Origin of the sequence: Streptomyces sp. NEAU-W12 (assembly GCF_026242095.1) — a bacterium.
Taxonomy (GTDB): domain Bacteria; phylum Actinomycetota; class Actinomycetes; order Streptomycetales; family Streptomycetaceae; genus Streptomyces.
The window spans coordinates 57,111-79,525 of the sequence record NZ_JAPJDM010000011.1 but is presented as its reverse complement, the minus strand read 5'-3'; the positions used below and the strand labels follow the sequence as shown (position 1 = coordinate 79,525).

General features: G+C 72.4%; 21 protein-coding genes. 10 read left to right on the top strand and 11 right to left on the bottom strand.

Annotated elements, in window-relative coordinates; genetic code table 11:
- Nucleotides 1–245 precede the first annotated feature (245 nt).
- Nucleotides 246–521, bottom strand: coding sequence for a hypothetical protein (locus tag ORI94_RS15755; protein ID WP_266075721.1), 276 nt, complete (start codon nt 519–521; stop codon nt 246–248).
- A 271-nt stretch (nt 522–792) separates the two neighbouring features.
- Here ORI94_RS15755 and ORI94_RS15750 point away from each other — a divergent pair, with 271 nt between their 5' ends.
- The 3 genes from ORI94_RS15750 (at nt 793) to ORI94_RS15740 (ending at nt 5,767) form a co-directional block, all read left to right on the top strand.
- Nucleotides 793–3,531 (top strand): SpoIIE family protein phosphatase, encoded by a 2,739-nt coding sequence (locus ORI94_RS15750; RefSeq protein ID WP_266075719.1) that lies wholly within the window; start codon nt 793–795, stop codon nt 3,529–3,531.
- A gap of 145 nt (nt 3,532–3,676) precedes the next feature.
- Nucleotides 3,677–5,044 (top strand): FAD-dependent oxidoreductase, encoded by a 1,368-nt coding sequence (locus tag ORI94_RS15745; RefSeq protein WP_266075717.1) that lies wholly within the window; start codon nt 3,677–3,679, stop codon nt 5,042–5,044.
- Between the two features lie 225 nt (nt 5,045–5,269).
- Nucleotides 5,270–5,767 (top strand): lamin tail domain-containing protein, encoded by a 498-nt coding sequence (locus ORI94_RS15740; protein WP_266075715.1) that lies wholly within the window; start codon nt 5,270–5,272, stop codon nt 5,765–5,767.
- Nucleotides 5,768–5,799: 32 nt separating this feature from the next.
- On the opposite strand, the gene ORI94_RS15735 is transcribed toward ORI94_RS15740, so the two are convergent.
- The 3 genes from ORI94_RS15735 to ORI94_RS15725 all read right to left on the bottom strand — a co-directional run bounded on the left by ORI94_RS15735 (nt 5,800) and on the right by ORI94_RS15725 (nt 10,818).
- Entirely contained in the window at nt 5,800–8,169 is a 2,370-nt protein-coding gene (locus tag ORI94_RS15735; RefSeq protein ID WP_266075713.1) for a glycoside hydrolase family 65 protein, read from the bottom strand.
- 128 nt (nt 8,170–8,297) lie between these two features.
- Nucleotides 8,298–10,022 carry a GAF domain-containing sensor histidine kinase gene (locus ORI94_RS15730; RefSeq protein ID WP_266075711.1) on the bottom strand — a complete coding sequence of 575 codons (1,725 nt, stop codon included), beginning with the start codon at nt 10,020–10,022 and terminating at the stop codon, nt 8,298–8,300.
- A gap of 103 nt (nt 10,023–10,125) precedes the next feature.
- On the bottom strand, nt 10,126–10,818 hold the full coding sequence (locus ORI94_RS15725) for a response regulator (RefSeq protein WP_266075709.1): 693 nt from the start codon (nt 10,816–10,818) through the stop codon (nt 10,126–10,128).
- A gap of 408 nt (nt 10,819–11,226) precedes the next feature.
- Between ORI94_RS15725 and ORI94_RS15720 the strand changes: the two genes are divergently transcribed.
- A complete protein-coding gene (locus tag ORI94_RS15720) occupies nt 11,227–11,637 on the top strand; it encodes an STAS domain-containing protein (protein WP_266075707.1) in 411 nt (136 codons plus the stop codon).
- A gap of 200 nt (nt 11,638–11,837) precedes the next feature.
- Nucleotides 11,838–13,043 (top strand): globin domain-containing protein, encoded by a 1,206-nt coding sequence (locus ORI94_RS15715; RefSeq protein ID WP_266075706.1) that lies wholly within the window; start codon nt 11,838–11,840, stop codon nt 13,041–13,043.
- Nucleotides 13,044–13,151: 108 nt separating this feature from the next.
- Here the strand turns inward: ORI94_RS15715 and ORI94_RS15710 are convergent, their stop codons facing one another.
- From ORI94_RS15710 to ORI94_RS15695, 4 genes are all read right to left on the bottom strand, one after another.
- A complete protein-coding gene (locus ORI94_RS15710; protein ID WP_062188909.1) occupies nt 13,152–13,526 on the bottom strand; it encodes a hypothetical protein in 375 nt (124 codons plus the stop codon).
- A gap of 86 nt (nt 13,527–13,612) precedes the next feature.
- A complete protein-coding gene (locus tag ORI94_RS15705; protein ID WP_266075701.1) occupies nt 13,613–14,131 on the bottom strand; it encodes a roadblock/LC7 domain-containing protein in 519 nt (172 codons plus the stop codon).
- A 38-nt stretch (nt 14,132–14,169) separates the two neighbouring features.
- Nucleotides 14,170–14,949: a hypothetical protein gene (locus tag ORI94_RS15700; RefSeq protein ID WP_266075698.1), complete on the bottom strand. Its 780-nt coding sequence runs from the start codon at nt 14,947–14,949 to the stop codon at nt 14,170–14,172.
- Complete coding sequence (locus ORI94_RS15695) at nt 14,946–15,350, bottom strand: hypothetical protein (protein ID WP_266075696.1); 405 nt, start codon at nt 15,348–15,350, stop codon at nt 14,946–14,948. Before ORI94_RS15695 ends, ORI94_RS15700 begins: the two co-directional genes overlap by 4 nt.
- Nucleotides 15,351–15,853: 503 nt before the next feature.
- On the opposite strand from ORI94_RS15695, the gene ORI94_RS15690 reads away from it, so the two are divergent.
- The gene (locus ORI94_RS15690) at nt 15,854–17,050 is read left to right on the top strand and encodes a hypothetical protein (RefSeq protein ID WP_416237829.1); all 1,197 of its coding nucleotides are present in this window, start codon (nt 15,854–15,856) and stop codon (nt 17,048–17,050) included.
- Between the two features lie 94 nt (nt 17,051–17,144).
- On the opposite strand, the gene ORI94_RS15685 is transcribed toward ORI94_RS15690, so the two are convergent.
- The gene (locus ORI94_RS15685; protein WP_266075692.1) at nt 17,145–18,290 is read right to left on the bottom strand and encodes a hypothetical protein; all 1,146 of its coding nucleotides are present in this window, start codon (nt 18,288–18,290) and stop codon (nt 17,145–17,147) included.
- Between the two features lie 396 nt (nt 18,291–18,686).
- Here ORI94_RS15685 and ORI94_RS15680 point away from each other — a divergent pair, with 396 nt between their 5' ends.
- From ORI94_RS15680 to tgmB, 3 genes are all read left to right on the top strand, one after another.
- Nucleotides 18,687–19,004, top strand: a complete 318-nt coding sequence (locus tag ORI94_RS15680; protein WP_266075690.1) for a YkvA family protein — start codon at nt 18,687–18,689, stop codon at nt 19,002–19,004.
- A gap of 120 nt (nt 19,005–19,124) precedes the next feature.
- Entirely contained in the window at nt 19,125–19,316 is a 192-nt protein-coding gene (tgmA, locus tag ORI94_RS15675) for a putative ATP-grasp-modified RiPP (protein ID WP_266075688.1), read from the top strand.
- Nucleotides 19,317–19,332: 16 nt separating this feature from the next.
- On the top strand, nt 19,333–20,316 hold the full coding sequence (tgmB, locus tag ORI94_RS15670) for an ATP-grasp ribosomal peptide maturase (protein ID WP_266075686.1): 984 nt from the start codon (nt 19,333–19,335) through the stop codon (nt 20,314–20,316).
- A gap of 60 nt (nt 20,317–20,376) precedes the next feature.
- On the opposite strand, the gene ORI94_RS15665 is transcribed toward tgmB, so the two are convergent.
- On the bottom strand, nt 20,377–20,598 hold the full coding sequence (locus ORI94_RS15665; RefSeq protein ID WP_266075685.1) for a hypothetical protein: 222 nt from the start codon (nt 20,596–20,598) through the stop codon (nt 20,377–20,379).
- Between the two features lie 169 nt (nt 20,599–20,767).
- On the bottom strand, nt 20,768–21,241 hold the full coding sequence (locus ORI94_RS15660) for a DUF2269 family protein (RefSeq protein ID WP_266075682.1): 474 nt from the start codon (nt 21,239–21,241) through the stop codon (nt 20,768–20,770).
- A gap of 198 nt (nt 21,242–21,439) precedes the next feature.
- Between ORI94_RS15660 and ORI94_RS15655 the strand changes: the two genes are divergently transcribed.
- Nucleotides 21,440–22,414, top strand: coding sequence for a GlxA family transcriptional regulator (locus tag ORI94_RS15655; protein WP_266075680.1), 975 nt, complete (start codon nt 21,440–21,442; stop codon nt 22,412–22,414).
- Nucleotide 22,415: the final 1 nt, after the last annotated feature.

Below are 22,415 nucleotides of genomic sequence, written 5' to 3'. Positions count from 1 at the left end.
GGCTGCCTCTGCGCCCTGCTTCCCCGAGCGGCACTTCAGGTGGACCGCCACGGGCGAGCCGACCGCCCGGACCGCATCGAGGGTCCGCCGCGCCGCGCCGGACTCCTGGAAGAACCGCGGTTCCGCGCCGAGGAGCGCGGGCACCGCGTGCGGCTGCAGCTCGCCGACGAGCCCCTCCCCGAGGTCCTGCCGCACCGTGCTCGCCCCGCCCACGACGTGGGCGTTCCCGCCCCCGGCGACGGCCTTCACCGGTCGAGGCCGCTGTGGATGCCGTCGGTGACGAAGGTGAAAGCGGTGCCGCACTCCTTGACCAGGGTCGGCCGGGACCGATGGGTGAGCACGAGGACCGGGGTGCGGAACGGCGGGTCGTCACCCCGGAACTCCTCACCCGGGTCGTACGCCGTCCGGCCCGTGACCACCGCTCCGGTGGCACCGGACCACTCGCGCACGAGCTCGGAGTCGCGGTTCTCCTCGCCACCGGGGACGCCCTGGCGTTGCCGCGGGCTCGCCGGATTGCGCATCCGGTCGAAGAGCGCCTCGTCGCCGTCGCCTCCGGGTTGTCAGGGGCGACACCGGTGCCCGACGCATGACCGTCGAGGGCGAGGGCCAATGTCTGCGGCCACGGTGGATCCTCCTGAGATGGTGGAACGTACTCCTTTCACCCCCCACGCCGATCGGGAACCGGCGCTTTCGACACGCGTCGGCAGTTCCTCCGCCGGCTGCTCGGCCCCTGGCCCCAGGTGCTCATCCGGCCGAAAGCGCGCGTTTCCGGGCTGTGGGTAAGCTCGGCACATGGTCCGACTGATGGGTCGTTCCCAGGCCCGGTCGCCCCAGCGGCCCAGCACCACGGCCTCCGTACGTCGGAAGCGACAGGGAGGCGGTGACTCCCGGTGGCACCCACCGAAGTGGCTCCGGTCCCTGCTGAGCGCCCGCAGCGTCGCCGGGCAGGTCTTCATCCTGTACGTCGTGATCGTGCTGCTGCTGGTCGTGTCCGCCGTGTTCGCCCTGGTCCTGCAAGTACGGCACGACAGCACACTGGAGGCCCGCAACCGCTCCCTCGCCGTGGCGGAGACACTGGCCCACTCGCCGGGCATCGTCGAGGCACTCGAGTCCCCCGACCCCACCCTCCTGCTCCAGCCGCGGGCGGAGGCCATCCGCAAACAGGCCGAGGTCGACTTCGTCGTCGTCATGAACACCGACGGCATCCGCTACACGCACCCGAAGACGGACCGGATCGGCAAGAAGTTCGTCGGCACCCTCCGGCCCGCGCTGGCCGGACAGCCGGTGACCGAGGAGATCACCGGCACCATCGGCCCACTGGTCCAGGCCGTGGTGCCGGTGGACAACCCCGACGGCGTTGTCGTGGGTCTCGTGTCGGCCGGCATCACGACCGAGAACGTCGGCGGCGTCGCCGAGGAGCAGCTGCCCCTGGTGCTGGCCGCGGGGGCGGTCGCGCTCGTGCTGGCCACCACCGGAGCGGCCCTGGTCAGCAGGCGCCTGCTGCGGCAGACCCACGGGCTGGGCCCGCACGAGATGACCCGCATGTACGAGCACCACGACGCTGTGCTGCACGCGGTGCGGGAAGGCGTGGTCATCGTCGACGACGACGGCACCCTGCTGCTCGCCAACGACGAGGCGCACCGACTGCTCGGCCTGCCCGAGGACGCGGAGGGCCGCGACGTGCTCGACCTCCCCCTCGGCCCCGGCACCGCCGAACTGCTGTCCTCGGGGCGGGTCGCCACGGACGAGGTGCACCGGGTCGGCGACCGGCTGCTGGCGGTCAACCAGCGGTCCACCGACCGCGTGGGAGGCCCGCCCGGCAGCGTCGCCACGGTCCGCGACTCCACGGAGCTGCGCGCCCTGTCCGGCCGGGCCGAGACCGCCCGGGAGCGGCTCGACATGCTCTACGACGCCGGTGTGGGCATCGGGACCAGCCTGGACGTGGCGCGCACGGCCGAGGAGCTGACGGAACTGGCCGTACCGCGGTTCGCGGACTTCGCCACGGTGGACCTGTTCGAGCCGGTGCTGGCCGGCGGCGAGCCGGACATGGCGGGGTCGGTGCGCCGCACGGCGATGTCCGGCATCCGCAGGGAGACCCCGCTGTACCCGGTGGGCAGCCGGACCCGGTTCGTCGGATCGTCCCCGCAGGGCCGCAGCCTGGTCTCCGGCCGGTCGCTCATCGAGCCCCGGCTGAGCGAGGCCCCGGGGTGGCGGGCGCAGGACATGGAGCGCTCCGGGGAGATCGTGGCGTACGGGATCCACTCGCTGATCACCGTGCCCCTGCGGGCCGGTTCCCTGGTGCTGGGTGTGGTCAGCTTCTGGCGTTCCGAAAAGCCCGAGCCGTTCGACGAGGAGGAGCTGGCCCTGGCGGAGGAGCTGGTCGCACGGGCCGCGGTGTCCATCGACAACGCCCGCCGGTACACGCGCGAGCACAGCATGGCGGTGACGCTCCAGCGCAGTCTGCTGCCGCGCAGCCTGCCCGAGCAGAGCGCGCTGGAGATCGCCTACCGCTATCTGCCCGCGCAGGCCGGGGTGGGCGGTGACTGGTTCGACGTCCTGCCGCTGTCCGGCGCGCGGGTCGCGCTGGTGGTGGGCGACGTCGTCGGGCACGGGCTGCACGCGGCGGCCACCATGGGGCGGCTGCGCACGGCGGTGCACAACTTCTCGGCGCTCGACCTGCCGCCCGACGAGCTGCTGGGCCTGCTCGACGAGCTGGTCGGCCGCATCGACCAGGACGAGGCGCAGGACGAGCACAGCGCTCCGGTGACCGGGGCGACCTGTCTGTACGCCGTCTACGATCCGGTCACCCGGCGCTGCACCGTCGCCCGCGCGGGACATCCGCCGCCCGCGCTGATCCGCCCGGACGGCACCGTGCGGTACGCGGACGTGCCCGTCGGCCCGCCCCTGGGGCTGGGCGGGCTGCCGTTCGAGACCGCCGAACTGGAGCTGGCGGAGGGCAGTCGACTGGTCCTGTACACGGACGGGCTCGTCGAGGACCGCAGCCATGACATCGACGTCGGTCTCGAGCTGCTGCGCGAGGCGCTGTCCCGGGCCGGGGACTCCCCCGAGGACACCTGCCGGGCCGTGCTGCAGGCCCGGCGTCCGGTCAAGGCGCGGGACGACATCGCCCTGCTCGTGGCGCGTACGCAGACGCTCCCCGAGGACCGGATCGCCCGGTGGCCGGTGCCGTCCGACCCGGCGGCGGTCGCCGAGGTGCGTGCCACGACCGCGCGGAAACTGTCCGAGTGGGGCCTGGACGAGCTGGTCTTCACCACAGAGCTGATCCTGAGCGAGCTGGTCACCAACGCGATCCGCCACGGCGCCGGCCCCATCGAGGTACGGGTGCTGCGCGACCGCAATCTGATCGTCGAGGTCTTCGACAACAGCAGCACGTCTCCGCATCTGCGGTACGCGACCATGAACGACGAGGGCGGGCGCGGCCTGTTCCTGGTGGCGCAGATGTCGGAGCGGTGGGGCACCCGCTACCTGCCGACCGGTAAGATCATCTGGGCGGAACAGCACATCCCGTGATCCGTGGAGGACTGTCCGGGGATCCACAAGGGCGGTCATAAGGTCCACTTATGAGTCCATAGACTGAACCCGCGTACCAGGTTAGGCATGCCTTAGCTTAGGATTTCCGGCGAGGCTCATGTCATCGCTCGAAGGGAACCTGACCATGCCCCGCCCCCTGCGGGTAGCCGTCGTGGGATCCGGCCCCGCCGGGATCTACGCCGCCGACGCCCTGCTCAAGTCCGACGTTGCCGCCGACCCGGGTGTCTCGATCGACATCTTCGAGCGCATGCCGGCACCGTTCGGTCTGATCCGTTACGGCGTCGCTCCCGACCACCCGCGGATCAAGGGAATCATCACGGCCCTGCACCAGGTGCTCGACAAGCCGCAGATCCGGCTGTTCGGCAACGTGGACTACGGTACCGACATCCACCTCGACGACCTGCGCGCGTTCTACGACGGCGTGATCTTCGCCACCGGCGCGACCGCCGACCGGGCGATGTCCTCCCTCCCGGGGATCGGCCTCGACGGCTCGTACGGTGCCGCGGACTTCGTCTCCTGGTACGACGGGCACCCGGACGTGCCGCGCACCTGGCCGCTGGACGCGGAGAAGGTCGCCGTGCTCGGGGTCGGCAATGTCGCCCTGGACGTCGCTCGCATCCTCGCCAAGACGGCGGAGGAGCTGCTGCCGACCGAGATCCCGCCGAACGTCCACGAAGGACTGCAGGCCAACAAGGCGCGGGAGATCCACGTCTTCGGCCGCCGCGGCCCGGCGCAGGCGAAGTTCAGCCCGATGGAGCTGCGGGAGCTGGACCACTCCCCCAGCATCGAGGTCGTCGTCGACCCCGAGGACATCGACTACGACGAGGGGTCGATCGCCACCCGGCGCGGCAACAAGCAGGCCGACATGGTCGCGAAGACGCTGGAGAAGTGGGCGATCCGCGATGTCGGCGACCGCCCGCACAAGCTGTTCCTGCACTTCTTCGAGTCGCCGTCGGAGATCCTCGGCGAGGACGGCAAGGTGACCGGCCTGCGCACCGAGCGCACCGAGCTCGACGGCACCGGAAACGTCAGGGGCACCGGCGAGTTCAAGGACTGGGACGTCACCGCGGTCTACCGCGCGGTGGGCTACCTGTCCGACAAACTCCCCAAGCTGCCCTGGGACATCGACTCCGGCACCGTTCCGGACGAGGGCGGCCGGGTCATCCAGGAGAACGGCGAGCACCTGACGTCGACGTACGTCACCGGCTGGATCCGTCGCGGCCCCATCGGCCTGATCGGCCACACCAAGGGCGACGCCAACGAGACGGTCTCGAACCTGCTGGACGACTTCGCCAACGGACGGCTGCAGACGCCCGCGACGCCCGAGCCCGAGGCCGTGGACGCGTTCCTCGCCGAACACTCCGTCCGCTACACCACCTGGGACGGCTGGTACCGGCTGGACGCCGCGGAGAAGGCGCTGGGCGAGCCGCAGGGGCGCGCGCGCGTGAAGCTCGTCGAGCGTGAGGACATGCTGCGGGAGAGCGGCGCCTGACCCGGTCCCGGCCGCGACGACGTACCGGCGAGCGCCCGTTCGGTCCTGACGGACCGGGCGGGCGCTCCGTCACGTGCGCGGGGACTTGGTTCCGCCAGGCCCGTTGGGCCCGTCGGGGCTGCGAGACCCCCTGGGTGGAGGCGGGGTCGGAATTGTGTACCATCCGATCCTTCACTTGAACACCATATGATCCTCACGCAAGGGTCATGCAGGGGGGACGAGTTCATGCGTATACGCACCGCTGTCGTGGCGACCACAGCCGTCGCGGGGGCCCTGGCCGCTCTGACGGCCGTTCCGGCGCACGCCGCCGAGTACACCTCCGCGCTGAAGGTCCGGGGCGTCCAGTACGACGCCCCGGGGCGCGACTCCAACAAGTGCTCCACGGGCAACACGCACCAGGAGTACCTGACGATCAGGAACTACTCGTCGACGAGGACCGTGAACCTCAGGGGGTACGTCGTCAAGGACGCCGCCGGGAACCGGTTCGTCTTCAAGGTGGACCACTACCTCCAGCCCCGCGACCACGTGAAGCTGCGCGGCGGCAACGGCACCGACTCCGACATGAACGACGTCGTCTACCGCGACAACTGCAATTTCATCTGGAACAACGACAAGGACACGATCTACCTCGTCAAGCCGACGGGCAGCCGCGCCGACGCGCACGCGTACACGAAGCGCGGCTCCGACCGGGACGGCGACGGATACATCACGTTCCACAAGTGAGCGGTACCCGATGACCTGCTGGCGCCGGACCGTCAGTCCGTGAGGGGCAGGTGGCCCGTCTCCCCCGGCTGGAGGCGGGCCGTACGGTCCGGGAGGCGTACGTCGAGGGGGCCGGGCCCCGACGAGGGTACGGCGATCTCCACGCGCCCGCGCTCCAGGCGCAGCCGGACGCCCCAGTGGCCGCGGTAGCGCAGGGTGAAGCCGTAGGAGGACAGCTCCGGCAGGGGCACCGGATCCAGCCGCAGGTCGCCGTTGCGCGTCTCCAGGCCGGGCAGCCCGCGCTGGACCAGGTCGAGGGTCCCGGCCATGGCACCGAGGTGGATTCCCTCGCCGGTGGTGCCGCCCTGGATGTCGGCGATGTCGCCGCGCAGGGCCTCCTGGCAGAACGTCCAGGCCTCGGCGCGCCGGTCGCGGGCCAGTACCCATCCGTGGACGAGGCCGCTGAGGGTGGACCCGTGACTGGTGCGGTGCAGGTAGTGGTCCACCGTGAGGCGCCAGGTCGCCTCGTCCATCCCGTACCCCAGCCGGCGGAAGAGGCCGCGCAGTTCGCCCGGGGAGAACAGATACCCGAGCATCAGGACGTCCGCCTGTTTCGAGGCCCGGTAGCGGTTGACGGTGTCGCCCTCGGCCTCCAGGATCCGGTCCAGGCGCCGGATGTCCTCGTACCGCCGCCGGTAGTCCCGCCAGTCGAGCTCGGCGAGCTTTCCGTAGCCCTCGAACTGGCTGACGACGCCGTCGTGGAAGGGCACGTGCAGGGCTCGGGAGACCTCCTCCCACCTCTCGAGTTCGCTCCGGTCGAGGCCCGTGTGTTCGTCGAGCTCGCGCCGGCGCGGCTCGGGCAGGTCGCGCAGCACGTCCAGGGTGTGGGCGAGCACCCAGGCCGCGGTGACGTTCGTGTAGGCGTTGTCGTCGACTCCGGGCCCGGGGGCGTCGGGGTAGGCGTCGTGGTACTCGTCGGGGCCCATCACCCCCTTGATGCGGTAACGGCCCAGGATCGGGTCGTAGGCGGCGGCGTCCGACCAGAAGCGGGAGATCTGCAGGAGCAGCTCGGCGCCCTTGGTGTGCAGGAACTCGGTGTCGCAGGTGGCCTCGCAGTACTGCCGCACGTTGTACGCGATCGCCGAGCCCACATGGTGCTGGAGGCGGGAGTGGTCGGGCACCCAGTGGCCCGACCGCGGGTTGAGGTGGACCTGTTGGGCCTCCTCCCGGCCGTCACTGCCGCTCTGCCAGGGAAACATGGCCCCTCGCCGTCCGGCGTCCCGGGCTGCGGTGCGGGCGCGGTCGAGACGCCGGTGGCGGTAGTGCAGCAGAGCCCGGGAGACCTCGGGGAAGTGCAGGTTGAGGTAGGGCAGCACGAACAGCTCGTCCCAGAAGACGTGCCCGCGGTACGCCTCTCCGTGCAGGCCCCGGGCCGGTACGCCGACGTCCAGATCGGCGGTGTGCGGGGAGAGGGTCTGCAGTACGTGGAAGAGGTGCAGGCGCAGGATGGTACCGGCCTCCCCGGGCACGTCCAGTTCGCCCCGGCGCCACAGCCGGCCCCAGGCCGTCCGGTGGGACTCCACCAGCTCCGCGAAGCCGGCGACGCGGCCCACCCGGTCGACGGCGGCGTGCAGGGGGTCGCTGATGGCCGGGTCGCGTGAGGTGTACAGGGCGACGATCTTGTCCACGGTCGCCGTACGGCCCGCGGTCAGGTGCAGACGTGTCAGCTGGGCGGCCCGTGGTTTCTCCTCGTGGAGGGTGACGGGTGCCTCGGAGAGCAGCCGGGACGCCTGGGCGATCCGGATGCCGGAGGTGCGGGTGCGGCAGCGCAGCCACACGGTGTCCGGTACCGTGCTGCCGCTGTGCACATGGGTCAGGTGACGGCCGTCCAGGTCCCGGTAGCGGGCCACTCCGGCGTTGGTGACGCCGCCGTCGAGGGCCGCCTCGACCTCGAGTGCGCCGAAGCGCCCCTCGGGCGTGAACTCGGTGCGCAACGCGGCCAGATGAGGATCGGCCATGTGCACCAGGCGTTCCTGGCGCACCCTCAGTACCCGGCCCTCCCCCAGGTCGTACCGGGTCAGGCGCTCCAGCAGCCCCGCGGAGAGCAGGAGGGTCTCACGGTGGTCGAGCACGGTCGCCGTGTCGGGGGTGAGCCACGGCTCCCCGGGGAGCCGGAACCGCAGGGGCAGCCAGTTGGGCAGGTTGACGAGGTCCTCGTTCTCGATGTGCCGTCCGGCCACCTCGGAGGTGAGCCGGTCGTAGCAGCCGGCCGCGTACGTGCCCGGGTAGTGCACGTCGTCGGCGACGCATTCCGGCAACGCGCCCCGGGTTGCGAAGAAGCCGTTGCCGAGCGTGCACAGCGACTCCCGCAGGCGTACCTCAGCGGGGTCGTATCCCTCGTACTCCCAGGTCCAGCCGGCCACGTCGACGCTCCTTCCCCCAGCAGGCCCAGCGGGCTGCGGTGGTTGCGCACGGGGTACCCGCGCGGGACAGGAACACACACCGGCCGCAGCCGCCTCCGGAGCACCGCCGCGGTGCCCGTGCGGGAGGGCTAGCCCTCCCGCACGGGCACGCACCACACCAGGGTGGTGCCGCGGCCGGAGGCGCTGTCGATCTCCAGATCGCCGCCCAGTCGCACGGCGCGTTCGGCCATGTTGCGCAGCCCGCTGCGGCGGCCGCCCTCCGGGATGCCCACACCGTTGTCGGCGACGGTCAGCCGCACCTCGCGGCCGTCGGTCTCCAGGGCCACGTCCACCCGGTCGGCACGCGCGTGCCGGGCGATGTTGGTCAGGGCCTCGGACAGGACGGCCACCAGATGGTCGGCGGTCTCCTTCGGCACGTGGGTGTCGACCAGGCCATCCATCCGTACGCTGGGCGCGAAGCCCAGCACGGGGGCCACCTCGCCGACCACCCGCACGGCGCGGGCCCGCAGGCCGGCCCCGGAGGCGGCGTCGTGGGCACGCAGGCCGAAAATGGTCGATCTGATGATCTTGATGGTCTCGTCCAGGTCGTCCACCGCCCGGGACACGCGCTCCGCGGCCTCCTTGTGCTCGATGAAACGGCCGGCGCTCTGCAGCGTCATCCCGGTGGCGAACAGCCGCTGAATGGCCAGGTCGTGCAGGTCCCGGGCGATCCGGTCGCGGTCCTCGAGCACCGCGATCTGTTCGGCGTCGCGGCGACGCTCCGCCAGTTCCATCGCCACCGCCGCCTGTGCGGCGAAGCCCTGCAGCGGCTCGATCTCCTTGTCGGAGAACTCGCCGCGGCCGGCGGCGCGCACCAGCAGGACGATGCCCCGTACCCCGTCCTCCGACCCGACGGGCACGGCCACCGCAGGGCCGAGGCCTGCGAAGCGCGGCGGTCCGGACGACATCCGCTCGTCGCAGGAGACGTCCGGGCTGGTGACGGGGGCGGCGGTGGTGAACGCCCGGCCCAGAAGGCTGTCGTCGACGGGGACGACGAGCCCGCGGTGGGCCTCGGCCTCCTGGCCTATGGCGAGTTCCACGGTCAGCGACGCGGTGCCCTCCATCGGCACCGCCACCTCGGCGAGTGCCGCGCCGGTGATCTCCATGGCCCGTTCCGCGATCAGCAGGAGGGTTTCACTGCCGCCGCTTCCGGATATCAGGGCGTGGGTGATCTCCGTGTTCGCCTGCAGCCACCGCTCCCGCAGCCGGGACTCCTCGTACAGCCGGGCGTTGTCGATGGCGACACCGGCGGCTACGGCCAGGGTCGACAGGACCGATTCGTCCTCCTCGTCGAACTGCGCCCCGGCACGCTTCTCGGTGAGGTACAGGTTGCCGAAGATCTGGTCGCGGACCCGGATGGGGACGCCGAGGAAGCTGTTCATCGGCGGGTGGTGGGCAGGGAAACCGAAGGACGCGGGATGCTCGGACAGCTTCGTCAGCCGCAGCGGCTGGGGGTGCCGGATCAGCTCCCCGAGGATGCCGTGGCCCTCGGGGTAGTGGCCGATGCGGGCGATCTCCTCGTCGCTGATGCCGACCGTGTGGAAGGCCGACAGCCGCTTGCCGTCGGGGCCGATCACGCCGAGAGCGGCGTACTCGGCGTCCACCAGCACCGCTGCGGCGTCGACGATGCTGTGCAGGACCTGTTTCAGGTCCAGCTCGCGGCCCACCTCGAGGACGGCCTCCAGCAGGCTGTGCACCCGGTCACGCGTGCCGCGGGCCGCGTCGATCCGGGCCTGGAGCTCCTCCAACAAGTCGTCCAGCCGCAACTGCGGCAGCAGCGGACGGGGGTCCCCGTCCCGCTCGGAGCTCTCCACCCGTAGTCCTCCCGTTCGCTCGCCCTACCGGCGGCGTGCCCCCGGCAGGTGCCACGTTAACGGGCGTGGCCCGGTCGTATCCCACCGGTTGGTGAACCCGGCGTCAGCGATCCGTGCGCCGCATCCGGTCCTGCGCCTGGGTGGCGATCACGGCGGCCTGGATACGGCGCTCCACGCCGAGCTTCGCCAGCAGCCGGGAGATGTGGTTCTTCACCGTCTTCTCCGCCAGATAGAGCCGCTGGCCGATCTGCCGGTTGGTCAGCCCCTCACCGATCAGGGCGAGGATCTCGCGCTCGCGCTCGGTCAGTCCGGGCAGGGCGTCCTGCTCCTCCTCCGGCTCCTTCTCCTGCCGCAGCCGGGCCATCAGGCGGGTGGTGGCACTCGGGTCGAGCAGGGACTGCCCGGAGGCGACCGTCCGCACGGCCGTGACCAGGTCCGAGCCCTGGATCTGCTTCAGCACATAGCCGGAGGCGCCCGCCATGATCGAGTCCAGCAGGGCCTCCTCGTCGTCGAACGAGGTGAGCATCAGGCAGGCCAGGTCCGGCAGCGTCGAACGCAGCTCACGGCACACGGTCACACCGTCCCCGTCGGGCAGGCGGACGTCGAGGACCGCCACGTCGGGGCGGAGCGCGGGGACGCGGACCAGTGCCTGCTCGACGGTGGCGGCCTCGCCGACGACCGTGATGTCCGGTTCGTCGTTCAGCAGGTCGTGCACTCCGCGGCGGACCACCTCGTGGTCGTCCAGCAGGAAGACCCGGATGTGCCGCTCGGGTCCTGGCCGCTCGCTGTCCGCCATCTGACGCTCCTTGTCCTCGTGTGCCGGGCCGTCGTGTGCCGGGCCGTGTACCGGGGCCCCGGCCGGCTGCTGCCGGGAAGTCCCTCACCGAGATCCTTCTCGATTCCGGGCCGAACGGCCAGGGCCGGTCGGCCTTGATTTCCGTCGGCCACCCGCTCCCCGCAGAGGACCCGTGCACTTCGGCCGGGGTGTCGGGACCATCGGCAGCTGGAGGGTCACCCGCTGATGGGCCGTCCTGGGAGACAGGAGCGACACCGCTCCCCCGCGGTGTCGCTCCGTCCACGGTACCGGGGCGGCGGACCACCGGACCGCCGGGCGGTTCCCAACGCCCGCAGGCACACCCGCACAACGCTTGGCCGGCGCCCGCCCGCGGATTCCCTACCTGCCGGTACGGGTTGACTGGTCGGTATGTCCGAAAATCATGGCAGGCCCGCGGCGGAGCCGGCCGAACGGGTCGTCGCCGGAACGACGGGCGTCGCCCCGCGGGGCGAACTCGACCTGCCGACCGCGCCGGTTCCGTCGCGGCGTCTGGACGCGTTGGCCGCCGGCGTCTTTCCCGACCTGGTGCTCGATCTGCGTGGTGTGCCGTTCGTCGACTGCTCGGGCCTGCACGTACTGTGCCGTGCGCGCGGACCGGCCCTGTCCCGCGGCGGGCGGTTGCGGCTGGTCACGCGCGGCCCCGGTCTGCTGCGGATCCTTCACCACACCCGGCTCGCCGGCGTCTTCGCGCTCCTGCCCCGCCTGCCGGCGGAGCTCGACGCGGCCGCCGTCGGTCCCGCGGCAGGCAAGAGGACCCGCTCCCTGAACAGCGCACCATGAGTCCCCGGGGCCGGGCCGACCGGCCCCGTTCCCCGGGCGCCGCCCGGGACCGAAGGTCCTCTTCTGCCGGGCCGATGGGCCCGCAGCACCCACGAACAGTGGTTACCACCGAGAACACGCCCGTCGGGTTGCTATACAGAAGTGCCGCCGGTCCGGAACGACGGCCCGACACCCTCACCCGTCTGTCGTTGGGAGACCTCATGCTGTCCGAAGAATCCGCCGCAGTGGTCCGGGCCACCCTTCCCGCCGTGGCCGGAGCGCTCGACGAGATCACCGCACGCTTCTACGGTGCGATGTTCCGCGACCGCCCCGAACTCCTGGACGGCATGTTCAACCGGGGCAATCAGGCCAGTGGTGCCCAGCGCCGGGCGCTGGCGGGTTCCGTCGCCGGCTTCGCTCAGGCGCTGCTCGCCGACCCGGACAGCCGGCCGGACGCCCTGCTGACCCGCATCGCGCACAAACACATCGCGGTCGGAGTCACCGACGACCAGTACACCATCGTGCACAAGTACCTGTTCGGTGCCATAGCGGAGGTACTCGGCGACGCCGTCACCCCCGAGGTGGCCGCGGCCTGGGACGAGGTGTACTGGCTGATGGCGGGCGCCCTCATCGGGCAGGAGGCCCGCCTCTACCAGGACGCAGGAGTCGCGCCTGGTGACATCTGGCGGCGGTGGACGGTCGTCGAGCGGCACGAGGAGACCGCCGACGTGGTGTCGTTCCTGCTGCGCCCGGCCGACGGCGAACCGGCACCGCCGGCACGGGCCGGGCAGTACGTGAGCGTGCGGCTGCGGATGCCCGACGGGGTGCACCAGCTGCGCCAGTACAGTCTGTCCTCGGACCCGGGCGGCGATCTCCGCCGTATCACCGTCAAGCGGGTCACCGGGGCCCCGGGGGCGCCGGACGGCGAGGTCTCCAACCTGCTCCACGCGCACACCCGCGCCGGTGACGAGCTCGCCCTGTCCGTACCGGCCGGCGACGTGGCCCTCGACGAGGCGGACACCCCGCTGGTGCTGGTCTCGGCCGGCATCGGCTGCACCCCCATGGTGGGCATGCTCGCCCGGCTCGCCGCAACGGGTTCGGCGCGCCGGGTCCTGGTACTGCACGCCGACACCTCACCCGAGGAGCACGCCCTGCGCGCCGAGGTACGGGCGCTGGTGGAGCGACTGCCGGGCGCCCGAGCCGTCTTCTGGTACGAGCGGCCGGGCGACGAGGAACCCGGGGCGCGCAGCGGCCTGATGGACCTCACCGGAATCGACGTTCCGGCGGACGCGTCGGTGTACCTGTGCGGCCCGCTGCCGTTCATGCGTACGGCGCGCGGCCGGCTCATGGGCGCGGGTGTCCCCGCCCGGCGGATCAGCTACGAGGTCTTCGGTCCCGATCTGTGGCTCCCCGAGGTGGCTGCCTGACCACTTCGCAGGACGGGTACGGATCTTCGCGCACAGCACGCGCGAAGATCCGTACCCGTCCTGCGAAGTGCCGGGACCGGCCCGGACCCTCCCGGACCGACCCTGGCCTCAGACCTCCAGATCGTTCTCGATCCGGCGCAGCTGGTGGCGGGCCATCGCCATGTTGGCACGGCTCGAGTCCAGCACCAGGTACAGGAACAGCCCGTTGCCGCCGCGCCCCTTGATCAGGCGGATCAGGTGGTACTGGCTGTCCAGGGTGATCAGGATGTCCTCGATCTCTTCCTTCAGCCCCAGGAGTTCCATGGTGCGCAGTTTCGAGCGCACGACGTCGGTGTTGCCCGCGGCGGCGACCTCCAGGTTGAAGTCCTTGCCGCCGCCGATCGTGCCGAGCGCCATGCCGCTGGTGTAGTCGACGAGTGCGGCGGCCGTGGCGCCGTCGATGGAGCTGAGGCAGTCCTTGAGCGAGGTCTCGGTGTTGGCCATGAGAGGTGTCCTTTCGATCGTGATGGTTGGTCCGGCCGGCTGCCAGGTCGCGTCACGGCGGCCGGCCGAGGGGAAGAAGCCGGTGTTCAGCCACCGGGCTGGGGCCGGGGCTGGTGTGCGGGGCGCTGCGGGGTGCGCACCGGGAGGGTGCCGATCCGGCGGTCGGCGTCCGGGGGCGGCGGGGCGTGGGCGTCGAGCGCCGCACGCTCCGCGTGCCTGCCCCCGCCCGGACCGACGCGGGTGTCGATCAGCTCCGCGATCCGGGCACCGCTGCGCCTGCCCTCCAGATGCAGCCGGCCCACGTTGACCCGGTCGTCGGCGAGCAGGGTGAGCACGGCGGTGCTTCCGACGGCGTAGGTCGCCACGTACCCCCGGGTGCCGCGCACCAGCAGTTCGCGGAACTCGCCGCGGGTGGCGGCATCCGTCATGCGGTACGCGACACCGAGAGCGGCGGCGGTGAGCGCGGCCAGTCCCTCCGGTTCGGTGTCGGGCACGTCGTGGGCGAGGACGAGCCCGTCGACGGTGGCCGCGAGCGATCCCGCCAGCCGGGGGATCCGGGTACGGAGCCGACGCAGTTCGTCCAGCACGTCGGTCTCGACGGCCATCAGCAGTCTCCTTTCGGCACGCTGTCGACGCGCGCGGATCACAGGGCCTCCAAGGCGTCCAGGAGCCGTCGCAGCAGTGCTGTGTCGGGCTCGTCCCACGCGTCGCCGGATGCGCCGGTGCCCGGACGGACGGAGGCGACCGGCGGGGGCGGCGCGGGGATGATCAGTCCGTCGGCGGCCAGGCGGCGCAGCTCGACGAGGGTGTGGAAGGTGCGGCACGCGAGGGCCGAGGCGATCTGCGCGGCGGTGCTGGTGCCGTCGACCCGGGCGAGGGTCCGGCCGCGGCGGGGCGGCAGGTCCGCCCGGTCTGCGCCGGGTGCGCGGGTGAGCGGGGCGGTGTCGACGGCGGGGTCGGGCCAGATGCGGTCCAGCAGGTCACGGCGGCGCCGCGACTCACGCAGCACGCTTGTCACCGGGACGGGGCGGACCGTCCCGAACCAGTGGGCGGCCTCGGGTCTGAAGCGGAGCGCGGCGGTGTCCCGGGCGAGCGCGAAGTACGCGGCGTCGAAGAGCGCGCCCAGGTGGCACAGCTCCAGCGCGCCGGCGGTGAGCCGGCCGCTGTCCACGAGCTGGCGGCCGACGCGGTGGCGGGCGCCGGCCCGCTCGACCGCCTCCCACCAGCCGTCGGTGGGGAGCGCGCCGCTGCGGGTGAGCAGATCGCCGAGGTCGGGGCTGTACGCGGATTCGACGTGGACGACGTGTCCCGCGGCCAGGTAGAAAACCCCGGACTCGGTGGAGAGGGCGCCGGTGGCGCGGTCGGCCGCGAGGCTGCCGAGCACGGCGGGCGCCGATCCGTGGGCGGCTGCCGCGGTGGTCATCCGAGCACCAGCCGGTCCGCCATCTCGGCCAGCCGGATGCGGGCGAGGGCCAGGTTGCCTTCACTGCGGTCGAGCCACAGGTACAGGAACACGGTGCTGTCGAAGGTCGTGATCACGAACCGGAGCAGGTGGTAGGCGTCGACGGTGGTGAGGATCAGGTCCTGGACCGGTGCTTCCTTTCCCGACAGGACGGACGCCCTGCCATCGGCCGGTGCGAGCGTGCCGCTCTCCATGGCCAGGCGGGCGAGTTCGGCGGTCTCCGCCGCCGCGGCCTCCGAGTCGTCGCCCGGCGCCTCGCCCACCGCACCCAGCGCGAGTCCACTGATCCAGTCGACCACCAGCGCTCCTCGCGCACCGGGCAGTCGCATGGCTTCCAGCAGGCTCTCGTCGATTCCGGGCACGCCGGATCCCCCTCCATCGCACGGCTGTACCGCGAACGTGACGTCGAAGCTACGCTGCGTGCTCGATCGAGGTGAGGGCTTTGGCGTTTTCCCTTGGAATATGCGACACGGCCCCCTCGGCGCTGGTAGGGTCGGCGCTTTCTCGAGGTCCGGCACGGTCGCCGGAAGGGGCCCGCAGTCACGCCCGGAGGGGTACCGGCGCGGCAGGGTGCGGCCAGGGCCTTCCCCCTGGCGGATGGCGGGCCGGCCCTGCTCGCGGGAACCCGTTGCGGTCACGGGGTACCGTCGCGACCACGGGGGGGGCGGCCCCCACCACGTGTGTGCCGCACACCCCGTGTGCGGCACACACCTGCGCGCAGAGCACTGCCGGATGACACGTGACAGCCCCGCCACACGGGTGGCGGGGACGGGAAACGCCGCCCGGCGGACCGCCCGTGCCGGCCCCGCCGCCGGACAGCGACGAGAATGGCGGGAAGCACGTGCCCCCGTTCCCCCCTGGACCCATGCCGACCTCACGCACAGCCCGCCCCATGATCCCGCCCTCCGTCTGGCTGACCGCCGGCCGGCACACCGGGAGTTCCGTCCACGACGTACTCCGGCGCACCCTGCGCCGTCTGGAGGACGGCGGGGGCATCGACTCGTTCCTCGAACTGCCCGGAGAACCGCCCGAGGCAGGGCCCGAGCCGCGGGAGGTCGCGCCGGACCTGGTCTTCCAGGCCCGTCTCCGGGTCGCCGACGCGGTGACCGTGCGAGCCCGGCTGAGCATCGGACCCGCTGCCGGCGAGGGTCAGCCGTGGATCCTGGTCGCCGAGGCCGAACAGCGGTGGGACCACATGTGGCCCTCCCCCACCGGCATGTTCTGGCCCGTGGACGAACCGGACACGGGCTGGAACCACGACGCGGCCACGGGACTGCGGCTGGGGGAGATCAGTCCGCTCCCCGAGGACGACAAGGCCGTACGGCGGCTGATGCGCGACTGTGCGCGGAGCGGGAGCGGGTGGAACATCCACGTCGTCGTCCACGAGGCGATGACCACGGACGACCGCGGCCGGGTGCCGCTCGCGCACTGGCTGCCGCCGGGCCTGCGACACCGTGTGGTGGAACACCGCGCCGCGCCGCACCAGCTGCGGGTCGTGAACTGGGCGCTGCGCGACTGCGGCGTCGAGGTGCCGCGCGGTGGTGCGGTGGTCCTGCCGGGCAGTCCGGTCCCGGACGGCTACGACGCCGGGGAGTCCTCGGTGCGCGCGGTCTTCCTGGACGGCACCCGGCCGGCCGGTCTCGTCGATGCGGTGACCCGGTTCGCGGCCCTGCCGCGTGCGCTGCCGGACGGCGCCGAGGCGGCGCTGAGCGCGCTGCGGGAGGACTGGCGTCTGCTGAACCTCGAGGAGGAGCTCGCCCGGGAGCGCCGGCTGGTCGCTCTGTACACCGATGCGCTGGAGGCCATGACCAAGTCCCGCGACCTGTACCGGGAGGCCGCCGAGAGTGCCCACGAGGCGCTGGCCGCGTACCGGGAGGCCGCCGGGGGCTCGGCCGTCCGGGCTCTGCCGGCCGGTACCCCGGCCGCGTCCCCGATGCTGCAGCTGACCCGTACGTTCGAGCGCCTGAGGTTCCGCCCCAGGACACGCCGTCCGTCGCCCTTTGGGGAGGAGCCTCAGGCTCCGCCCGCCGCCGACGCGCGGTCGACGCCTTCCGGTCCGTAGTGCGTCCTGCCCGGCGGACCGTGCCGGACGGCCGGGGGCCGGACCTCTGGGGGCCGGCCGCGCTTCGGGGCGACGTCCCCGGACCGTACGGCGGTCAGTCCGGCATCCGCGGTGTGACGGCTTCCGGCCACACCGCCCAGTGTCTCCCGGGGAACGGGGACGCCACCCGGACGACCAGGGCCGTCAGTGCCAGGAGCGCGGCGACGACGGCCGCCGGGCCGGCGAGCCACTGAGGGGCGAGTGCGAGGCCGACGGCCCGGGGCAGGGCGGCGGACGGGAAGGAACCGCCGCAGGCATGGGCTCCGGCCAGGGCGGCCGGCAGCGCGACCGCCGCCGCCAGGACGAGTACGCCGGGGCGTACGACCAGGATCAGGGCCAGCACCGTGCAGAGCACCGGCAGGCCGACCGCGAGGGCGTGCGGGACCAGGGAGGAACCGTCACCGCGGAGCGGGAAGTGGACCACCGCGCACACGGCGAGGGCCACCGCGGCGGACCAGCTCGACCAGGTCACGGACCGGACGGCCTGCGCGTGCGCCCGGTGCCGGGGGCTCCGGATCCTCCGCCGCGAGTGCAGGGCCACCGCGCCCCGTGCGCCGCGGTACGGGGGAGGAAGGCCCGCCCCCGGTCGCGCCCGGAGCTCGTCGTCCAGGACGCCCCCGGGTTCCTCCCCGCGCCGGTCCCCGTCGGCGTCCTTGGCCCCGTTCCGGGTCGCGTACAGGCCGGCCGGCTCCCCCGGCTCGTCCTGGTACCAGGACGAGCCGGGCGTGGGGCGGCCGGCGGGGCCCCGTGGGGGCTGCGCGGCCAGACGGTCTATCAGCTCGATCAGTTCCTCGACGGAGCGGCCGGAGGCGGCGGCCCGCAGGGCCTCCTCACGGCAGTGGGGGGCCAGCTGCTCGCTGTGCAGCAGTGCCACCAACCGGGTCACGTCCTCCACCGGGCGGTGCGCTGCCGCGGCCCGGATCACCTCGTCCGCGCTGTCGGCGTCGTGGGGCGGCCGGGTCAGCAGGACGACCAGACGGGCCACGTCCTCCACGGAGCGGCTCACCCCGATGGCCCGCAGGACGTCGACCACGGCCCGCGTGTGTTCGGGTGAACGGGCCAGCGACGTGATGAGGCCGGCGACCTCGTCCAGGGGGCGGTCCGACACCGCCGCGTACATCAGGTCGCCCACGGGATCGCCGTACCGCTGCCGGCCCTGTTCCTCGTCGAGGCGCAGCGGCTGGACCGTACCCCTGTCCACACGCAGTCCGCCGGTGCCGTGAACCGTCCCGGCGGCCGGAGGGGGCGCGGGTGGTGCCTCCGGCGGGAGGACCACGTCCGTCCCGCCGGTTATCTCGGAGGCAGTCGGGACGGTCGAGTTGTCCGAGGGACTCGAAGTACTCGACGGAGGTGTCGATGAGCAGGTGGTCATGCTCGGCTCCATGAAGGAAGACTCAGGCCGCTCCCCGCCCCCGAGCGTACGAAGAGCGACGTTACGTGGACCATTACTAGGCGCCCGCGCCCGGCACGGCCACTCGGCTGGGCCACCGGTATGACCTGCGCCACCTTGCCGGCTTCCGCAGGAGCCATACCGGAGCCGTTCCCGGGCATCCAGAGGGAGAGTCCGTCTCCCGCCGCATCTTGAGGAGGACAGTCCGTGGACACCACCACCGTGGTACTCGTCGTGGCCGCGGCCGCCGTGCTGGCCTGCGCCGTGGCCGTCGCGGTGCGGCTGGTGCGCACCCGGCGCGAGCTGCGGCGCGCCGGTCTGCCCACGGGTCCGCGCTGGGTGTTCTGGGGCGCGGTCCTCTACCTCGTCCTGCCCACCGACCTGCTGCCCGACCCGGTGTACCTGGACGACATCGGCGTGCTGCTGCTCGCGTTGCGCTCGATGCGCGGTTCCCTCGGCGCGGGCTCCCCCGGAGCGACATCCCGACGACCGGATCGTGAACCCGCCGATGACTACGCTCCGTGAGGAAACCAACCACCCGTTCGATTCGTATAAGTCTCTGGAAGCCGAAACAAGTCGGCGGACCAAGCGGCTGCGCGCAGTGGGCAGTCGCCTGGTCGGCGCAGCACCGACGAGGGAGAGACGATGCAACCGTTCGCGCTCAACTACGCACGTCCGGCACCGGAGTTGGCCGTAACGACTCCGTATGTGTACGACTCCGGACTGCAGTTGAACGTTCTCGCCGACGGACGGGTGGCGGCCTGCGATCACGCACTGTTGCGAGAGGTGGGCACCACGACGTCCACCGCGGGCTCCAAAACCCACTTCGACGACTGACCGTGGGCCACAGACGATGACCATACTGATCCTCACCTGCGAGGAGGATGTGACCGCCGACATGGTGGTCGTGCACCTGCACGACTCCGGGGTTCCGGTGGTACGCCTCGACCCTGCCGATCTGACCGGCGGCGTCTCGCTCTCGGGTGAATACGTCCACGGCCGTTTTCGCGGCCACCTCTCCGCCGGGGGACGGCTGGTGAGCATCGGCGGGCTGCGGTCCGTGTGGGTGCGCAGGCCGGGCACCCCGGCCGGGCGGGCGGCTCAGCCCTCGCCCTGGCTCACCGAGGAGGCCGCTCAGGCCCTCTACGGGATGCTGCGCGGCTCGGACGCCCGCTGGATGAACCATCCGGACGCGGCTCGGCAGGCACGCCACAAGCCGTGGCAGCTCCGGCTGGCGCAACGCTGCGGCCTGCCCGTGCCGGCCACGGTGATCACGACCTTCCCGCGCGCCGCCCGGGAGTTCGCGGAGCGGTTCCCGGACCTGGTGGTCAAGCCGGTCTCCGGAGCGCATCCGCAGGATCCGCCGCGGGCCGTGCCGACCAGCAGGGTGGCACCGGACACCGACTTCGCCGCGGTGGCGTTCGGACCGACACTGCTTCAGCGGCGGATCGCCAAGCGCGCCGACATCCGGCTCACCGCCGTGGGCGAGCGACTGCTGGCCGCCCGCAAGGCCGCCGACCCCGGCGCCGAGCCGGCGGAGGTGGATGTGCGTTTCGCGCCGCCCGGGGCACCCTGGGAACCCGTCGACGTACCGCCGCGCGTCGCCGACTCCGTCCGCGCCTATCTACGCAAGGCCGAACTGGCCTACGGGGCCTTCGACTTCGTCGAGGATGCCGACGGGACGTGGTGGTTCCTGGAGTGCAACCAGTCGGGGCAGTTCGGATTCGTCGAGGTGGAGACGGAACAGCCGATCGCGCGCACCGTCGCCGACTGGCTGGCCCGGCCCGTTCCCGAGGAGACGGCGAAGGCCGACAAGACGCGCACCACGGCGTGCTGAGAACCCGTCACCACGCGGGGGCGTGGTGACACGGGCACGCCCTTTGGTCGGGTGCCCGGATCACTGCGGCCTGGGGCCGGGCAGCAGGGCTGCGGTGCGCTGCCAGCCGTTGCCCGGGGACTGCGGCCGGTCGAGGCCGCCCTGGGAGTACCCGGGGGGCTGCAGGGGGCGCATCACCTGCTCCAGTTCCCTGCTCACTCGTTCGGCTTCGCTGCGGACCTGTGCGGGCACATCACCGCGCTCCGTGACGAGTCGGTCGTAGATGGGGGATTCCTTGAACACCCGGCAACGTGCCTCTCTGTCTTGTCGGCCCCGGGGCGGGGACGCGACTGATGAGTGTAAGCGCCCGGACATCATTCAGGGGGAATTCACCCATACGGCTTGACGCAGACCTGCACACGAGGGGCAGCCGCCGCGCCCCGGGGCGGGAGGCACGGACCGGCGGCTCCGGTCAGGCACCCGTGGTCGAACCGGGACGGACGATCATGAGGACCGTCACGGTCGCCCACAGCAGGTTGAACACGCCGGTGACCATGGCCAGCCGCACTGTCTCCTGCCGGTCGACGGACCGGTGCCGGGCCAGCTGCTCGACGAGTTCGTCCTGGCGGGGCAGCACGAACGCGACCAGGACGGCCGCGGCCGCGGCCGTCAGGCCGAGGGAGGTGACGAGCCAGCCGTCGCCCAGGACACCCATGGCGAGTGCTGTGGCCAGTCCCAGTACGGGTACCGCGATACCGATGCGGGCGTAGACCCGGCAGAGGCGGTGCAGCACCTCGACGGTGGCCACCGCCGTCACGACGGGCCCGTCGCCCCCGGCCGGGGCGGCGCGGCGCACGGCCGGCGGGAACATGCTCGCCGCGACGGTCACGGGACCGACGGCGAGGATGGCGGCGAGGACGTGGAGGGACAGCAGGAACTTGGTCACCGGGGCTCTTTCCTTGGCGTGATCAGCGGTGAGGGCTCACGCTAGGGGCCTGCCGGGCCTCCCCCCAGGGGCTGGATCGACAGCTTCCGACGGATTCCCGCCAACCCCGGCCACCTGCTCCCTCTCCGGTCGCCGCCCCACGGTGCTGCCGCCACCCCGGTTCTCACCAGTGGCGGGAACCCGGTTACCGTGGCGTTCATGCACTCCGTGGCGATTCTGCTGCTCGACCGGGTCATCCCCTTCGACATGGCCGCCCCCATGCAGACCTTCGACTGGACACTGCTGCCCGACGGCCGCCCGGCCTACCGGGTGCGGCCGTGCGCCGAGACACCCGAGGTGGCGGCGGACGGCGGGCTGTTCCTGCGTGTCGACCGCGGGCTGGAGGCGCTGGCGGACGCCGACACGATCATCGTCCCGGGCCGCGCCGAGGGCGCCGCTCCGCTCTCCCCCGCCGTCGTCGCGGCGCTGCGCCGGGCGGCCGGGGCGGGCACCCGGATCGCCTCGGTGTGCGTGGGCGCGTTCGTGCTGGCGGAGGCGGGGCTGCTGGACGGGCTGCGCGCCACCACGCACTGGGTGGCCACGGACCGGCTGGCCCGCGCCTTTCCGCACGTCGAGGTGGAGCCGGACGTGCTCTACGTCGACAACGGGCAGATCCTCACCTCGGCCGGCGCGGCAGCCGCGCTGGACATGTGCCTGCACATGATCCGTCGGGACCTCGGCTCGGCCGTGGCCGCGAACACGGCCCGGATGTCCGTCATGCCGCTGGAACGGGAGGGCGGGCAGGCCCAGTTCATCGTGCACAAGCAGCCGCCCGTGCCCCGCGGGTCGGCTCTCGAGCCGCTGTTCGAATGGATCGAGGACAACCTGGCGCACGAGGTCACCCTCAAGACGATGGCGGCGCGTGCCGGGATGAGCGAGCGCACCTTCGGCCGCCGTTTCCGCGAGCAGACGGGCACCACTCCGGTGCAGTGGCTGCTGCGGGCCCGGGTGCGGCGCGCCCAGTACCTGCTGGAGAACAGCGACCACACGGTCGAACGCATCGCCCAGCAGTCCGGGTTCGGCTCGCCCACGGCGTTCCGCGAGCGGTTCCGCAAGGTGGTGGGTACCACGCCGTACGCCTACCGGTCGGCGTTCCACGGGCGACGGGCCGTCGCGGGCACCGGCGGCTCGTAGC

What these genes read in the sequence shown, in the direction of transcription:
- ORI94_RS15755 (WP_266075721.1), bottom strand. Translation starts at nt 521, where the DNA reads ATGCGCAATCCGGCGAGCCCGCGGCAACGCCAGGGCGTCCCCGGTGGC.
- ORI94_RS15750 (WP_266075719.1), top strand. Translation starts at nt 793, where the DNA reads ATGGTCCGACTGATGGGTCGTTCCCAGGCCCGGTCGCCCCAGCGGCCC.
- ORI94_RS15745 (WP_266075717.1), top strand. Translation starts at nt 3,677, where the DNA reads ATGCCCCGCCCCCTGCGGGTAGCCGTCGTGGGATCCGGCCCCGCCGGG.
- ORI94_RS15740 (WP_266075715.1), top strand. Translation starts at nt 5,270, where the DNA reads ATGCGTATACGCACCGCTGTCGTGGCGACCACAGCCGTCGCGGGGGCC.
- ORI94_RS15725 (WP_266075709.1), bottom strand. Translation starts at nt 10,818, where the DNA reads ATGGCGGACAGCGAGCGGCCAGGACCCGAGCGGCACATCCGGGTCTTC.
- ORI94_RS15720 (WP_266075707.1), top strand. Translation starts at nt 11,227, where the DNA reads ATGTCCGAAAATCATGGCAGGCCCGCGGCGGAGCCGGCCGAACGGGTC.
- ORI94_RS15715 (WP_266075706.1), top strand. Translation starts at nt 11,838, where the DNA reads ATGCTGTCCGAAGAATCCGCCGCAGTGGTCCGGGCCACCCTTCCCGCC.
- ORI94_RS15710 (WP_062188909.1), bottom strand. Translation starts at nt 13,526, where the DNA reads ATGGCCAACACCGAGACCTCGCTCAAGGACTGCCTCAGCTCCATCGAC.
- ORI94_RS15705 (WP_266075701.1), bottom strand. Translation starts at nt 14,131, where the DNA reads ATGGCCGTCGAGACCGACGTGCTGGACGAACTGCGTCGGCTCCGTACC.
- ORI94_RS15700 (WP_266075698.1), bottom strand. Translation starts at nt 14,949, where the DNA reads ATGACCACCGCGGCAGCCGCCCACGGATCGGCGCCCGCCGTGCTCGGC.
- ORI94_RS15690 (WP_416237829.1), top strand. Translation starts at nt 15,854, where the DNA reads ATGCCGACCTCACGCACAGCCCGCCCCATGATCCCGCCCTCCGTCTGG.
- tgmA (WP_266075688.1), top strand. Translation starts at nt 19,125, where the DNA reads ATGCAACCGTTCGCGCTCAACTACGCACGTCCGGCACCGGAGTTGGCC.
- tgmB (WP_266075686.1), top strand. Translation starts at nt 19,333, where the DNA reads ATGACCATACTGATCCTCACCTGCGAGGAGGATGTGACCGCCGACATG.
- ORI94_RS15655 (WP_266075680.1), top strand. Translation starts at nt 21,440, where the DNA reads ATGCACTCCGTGGCGATTCTGCTGCTCGACCGGGTCATCCCCTTCGAC.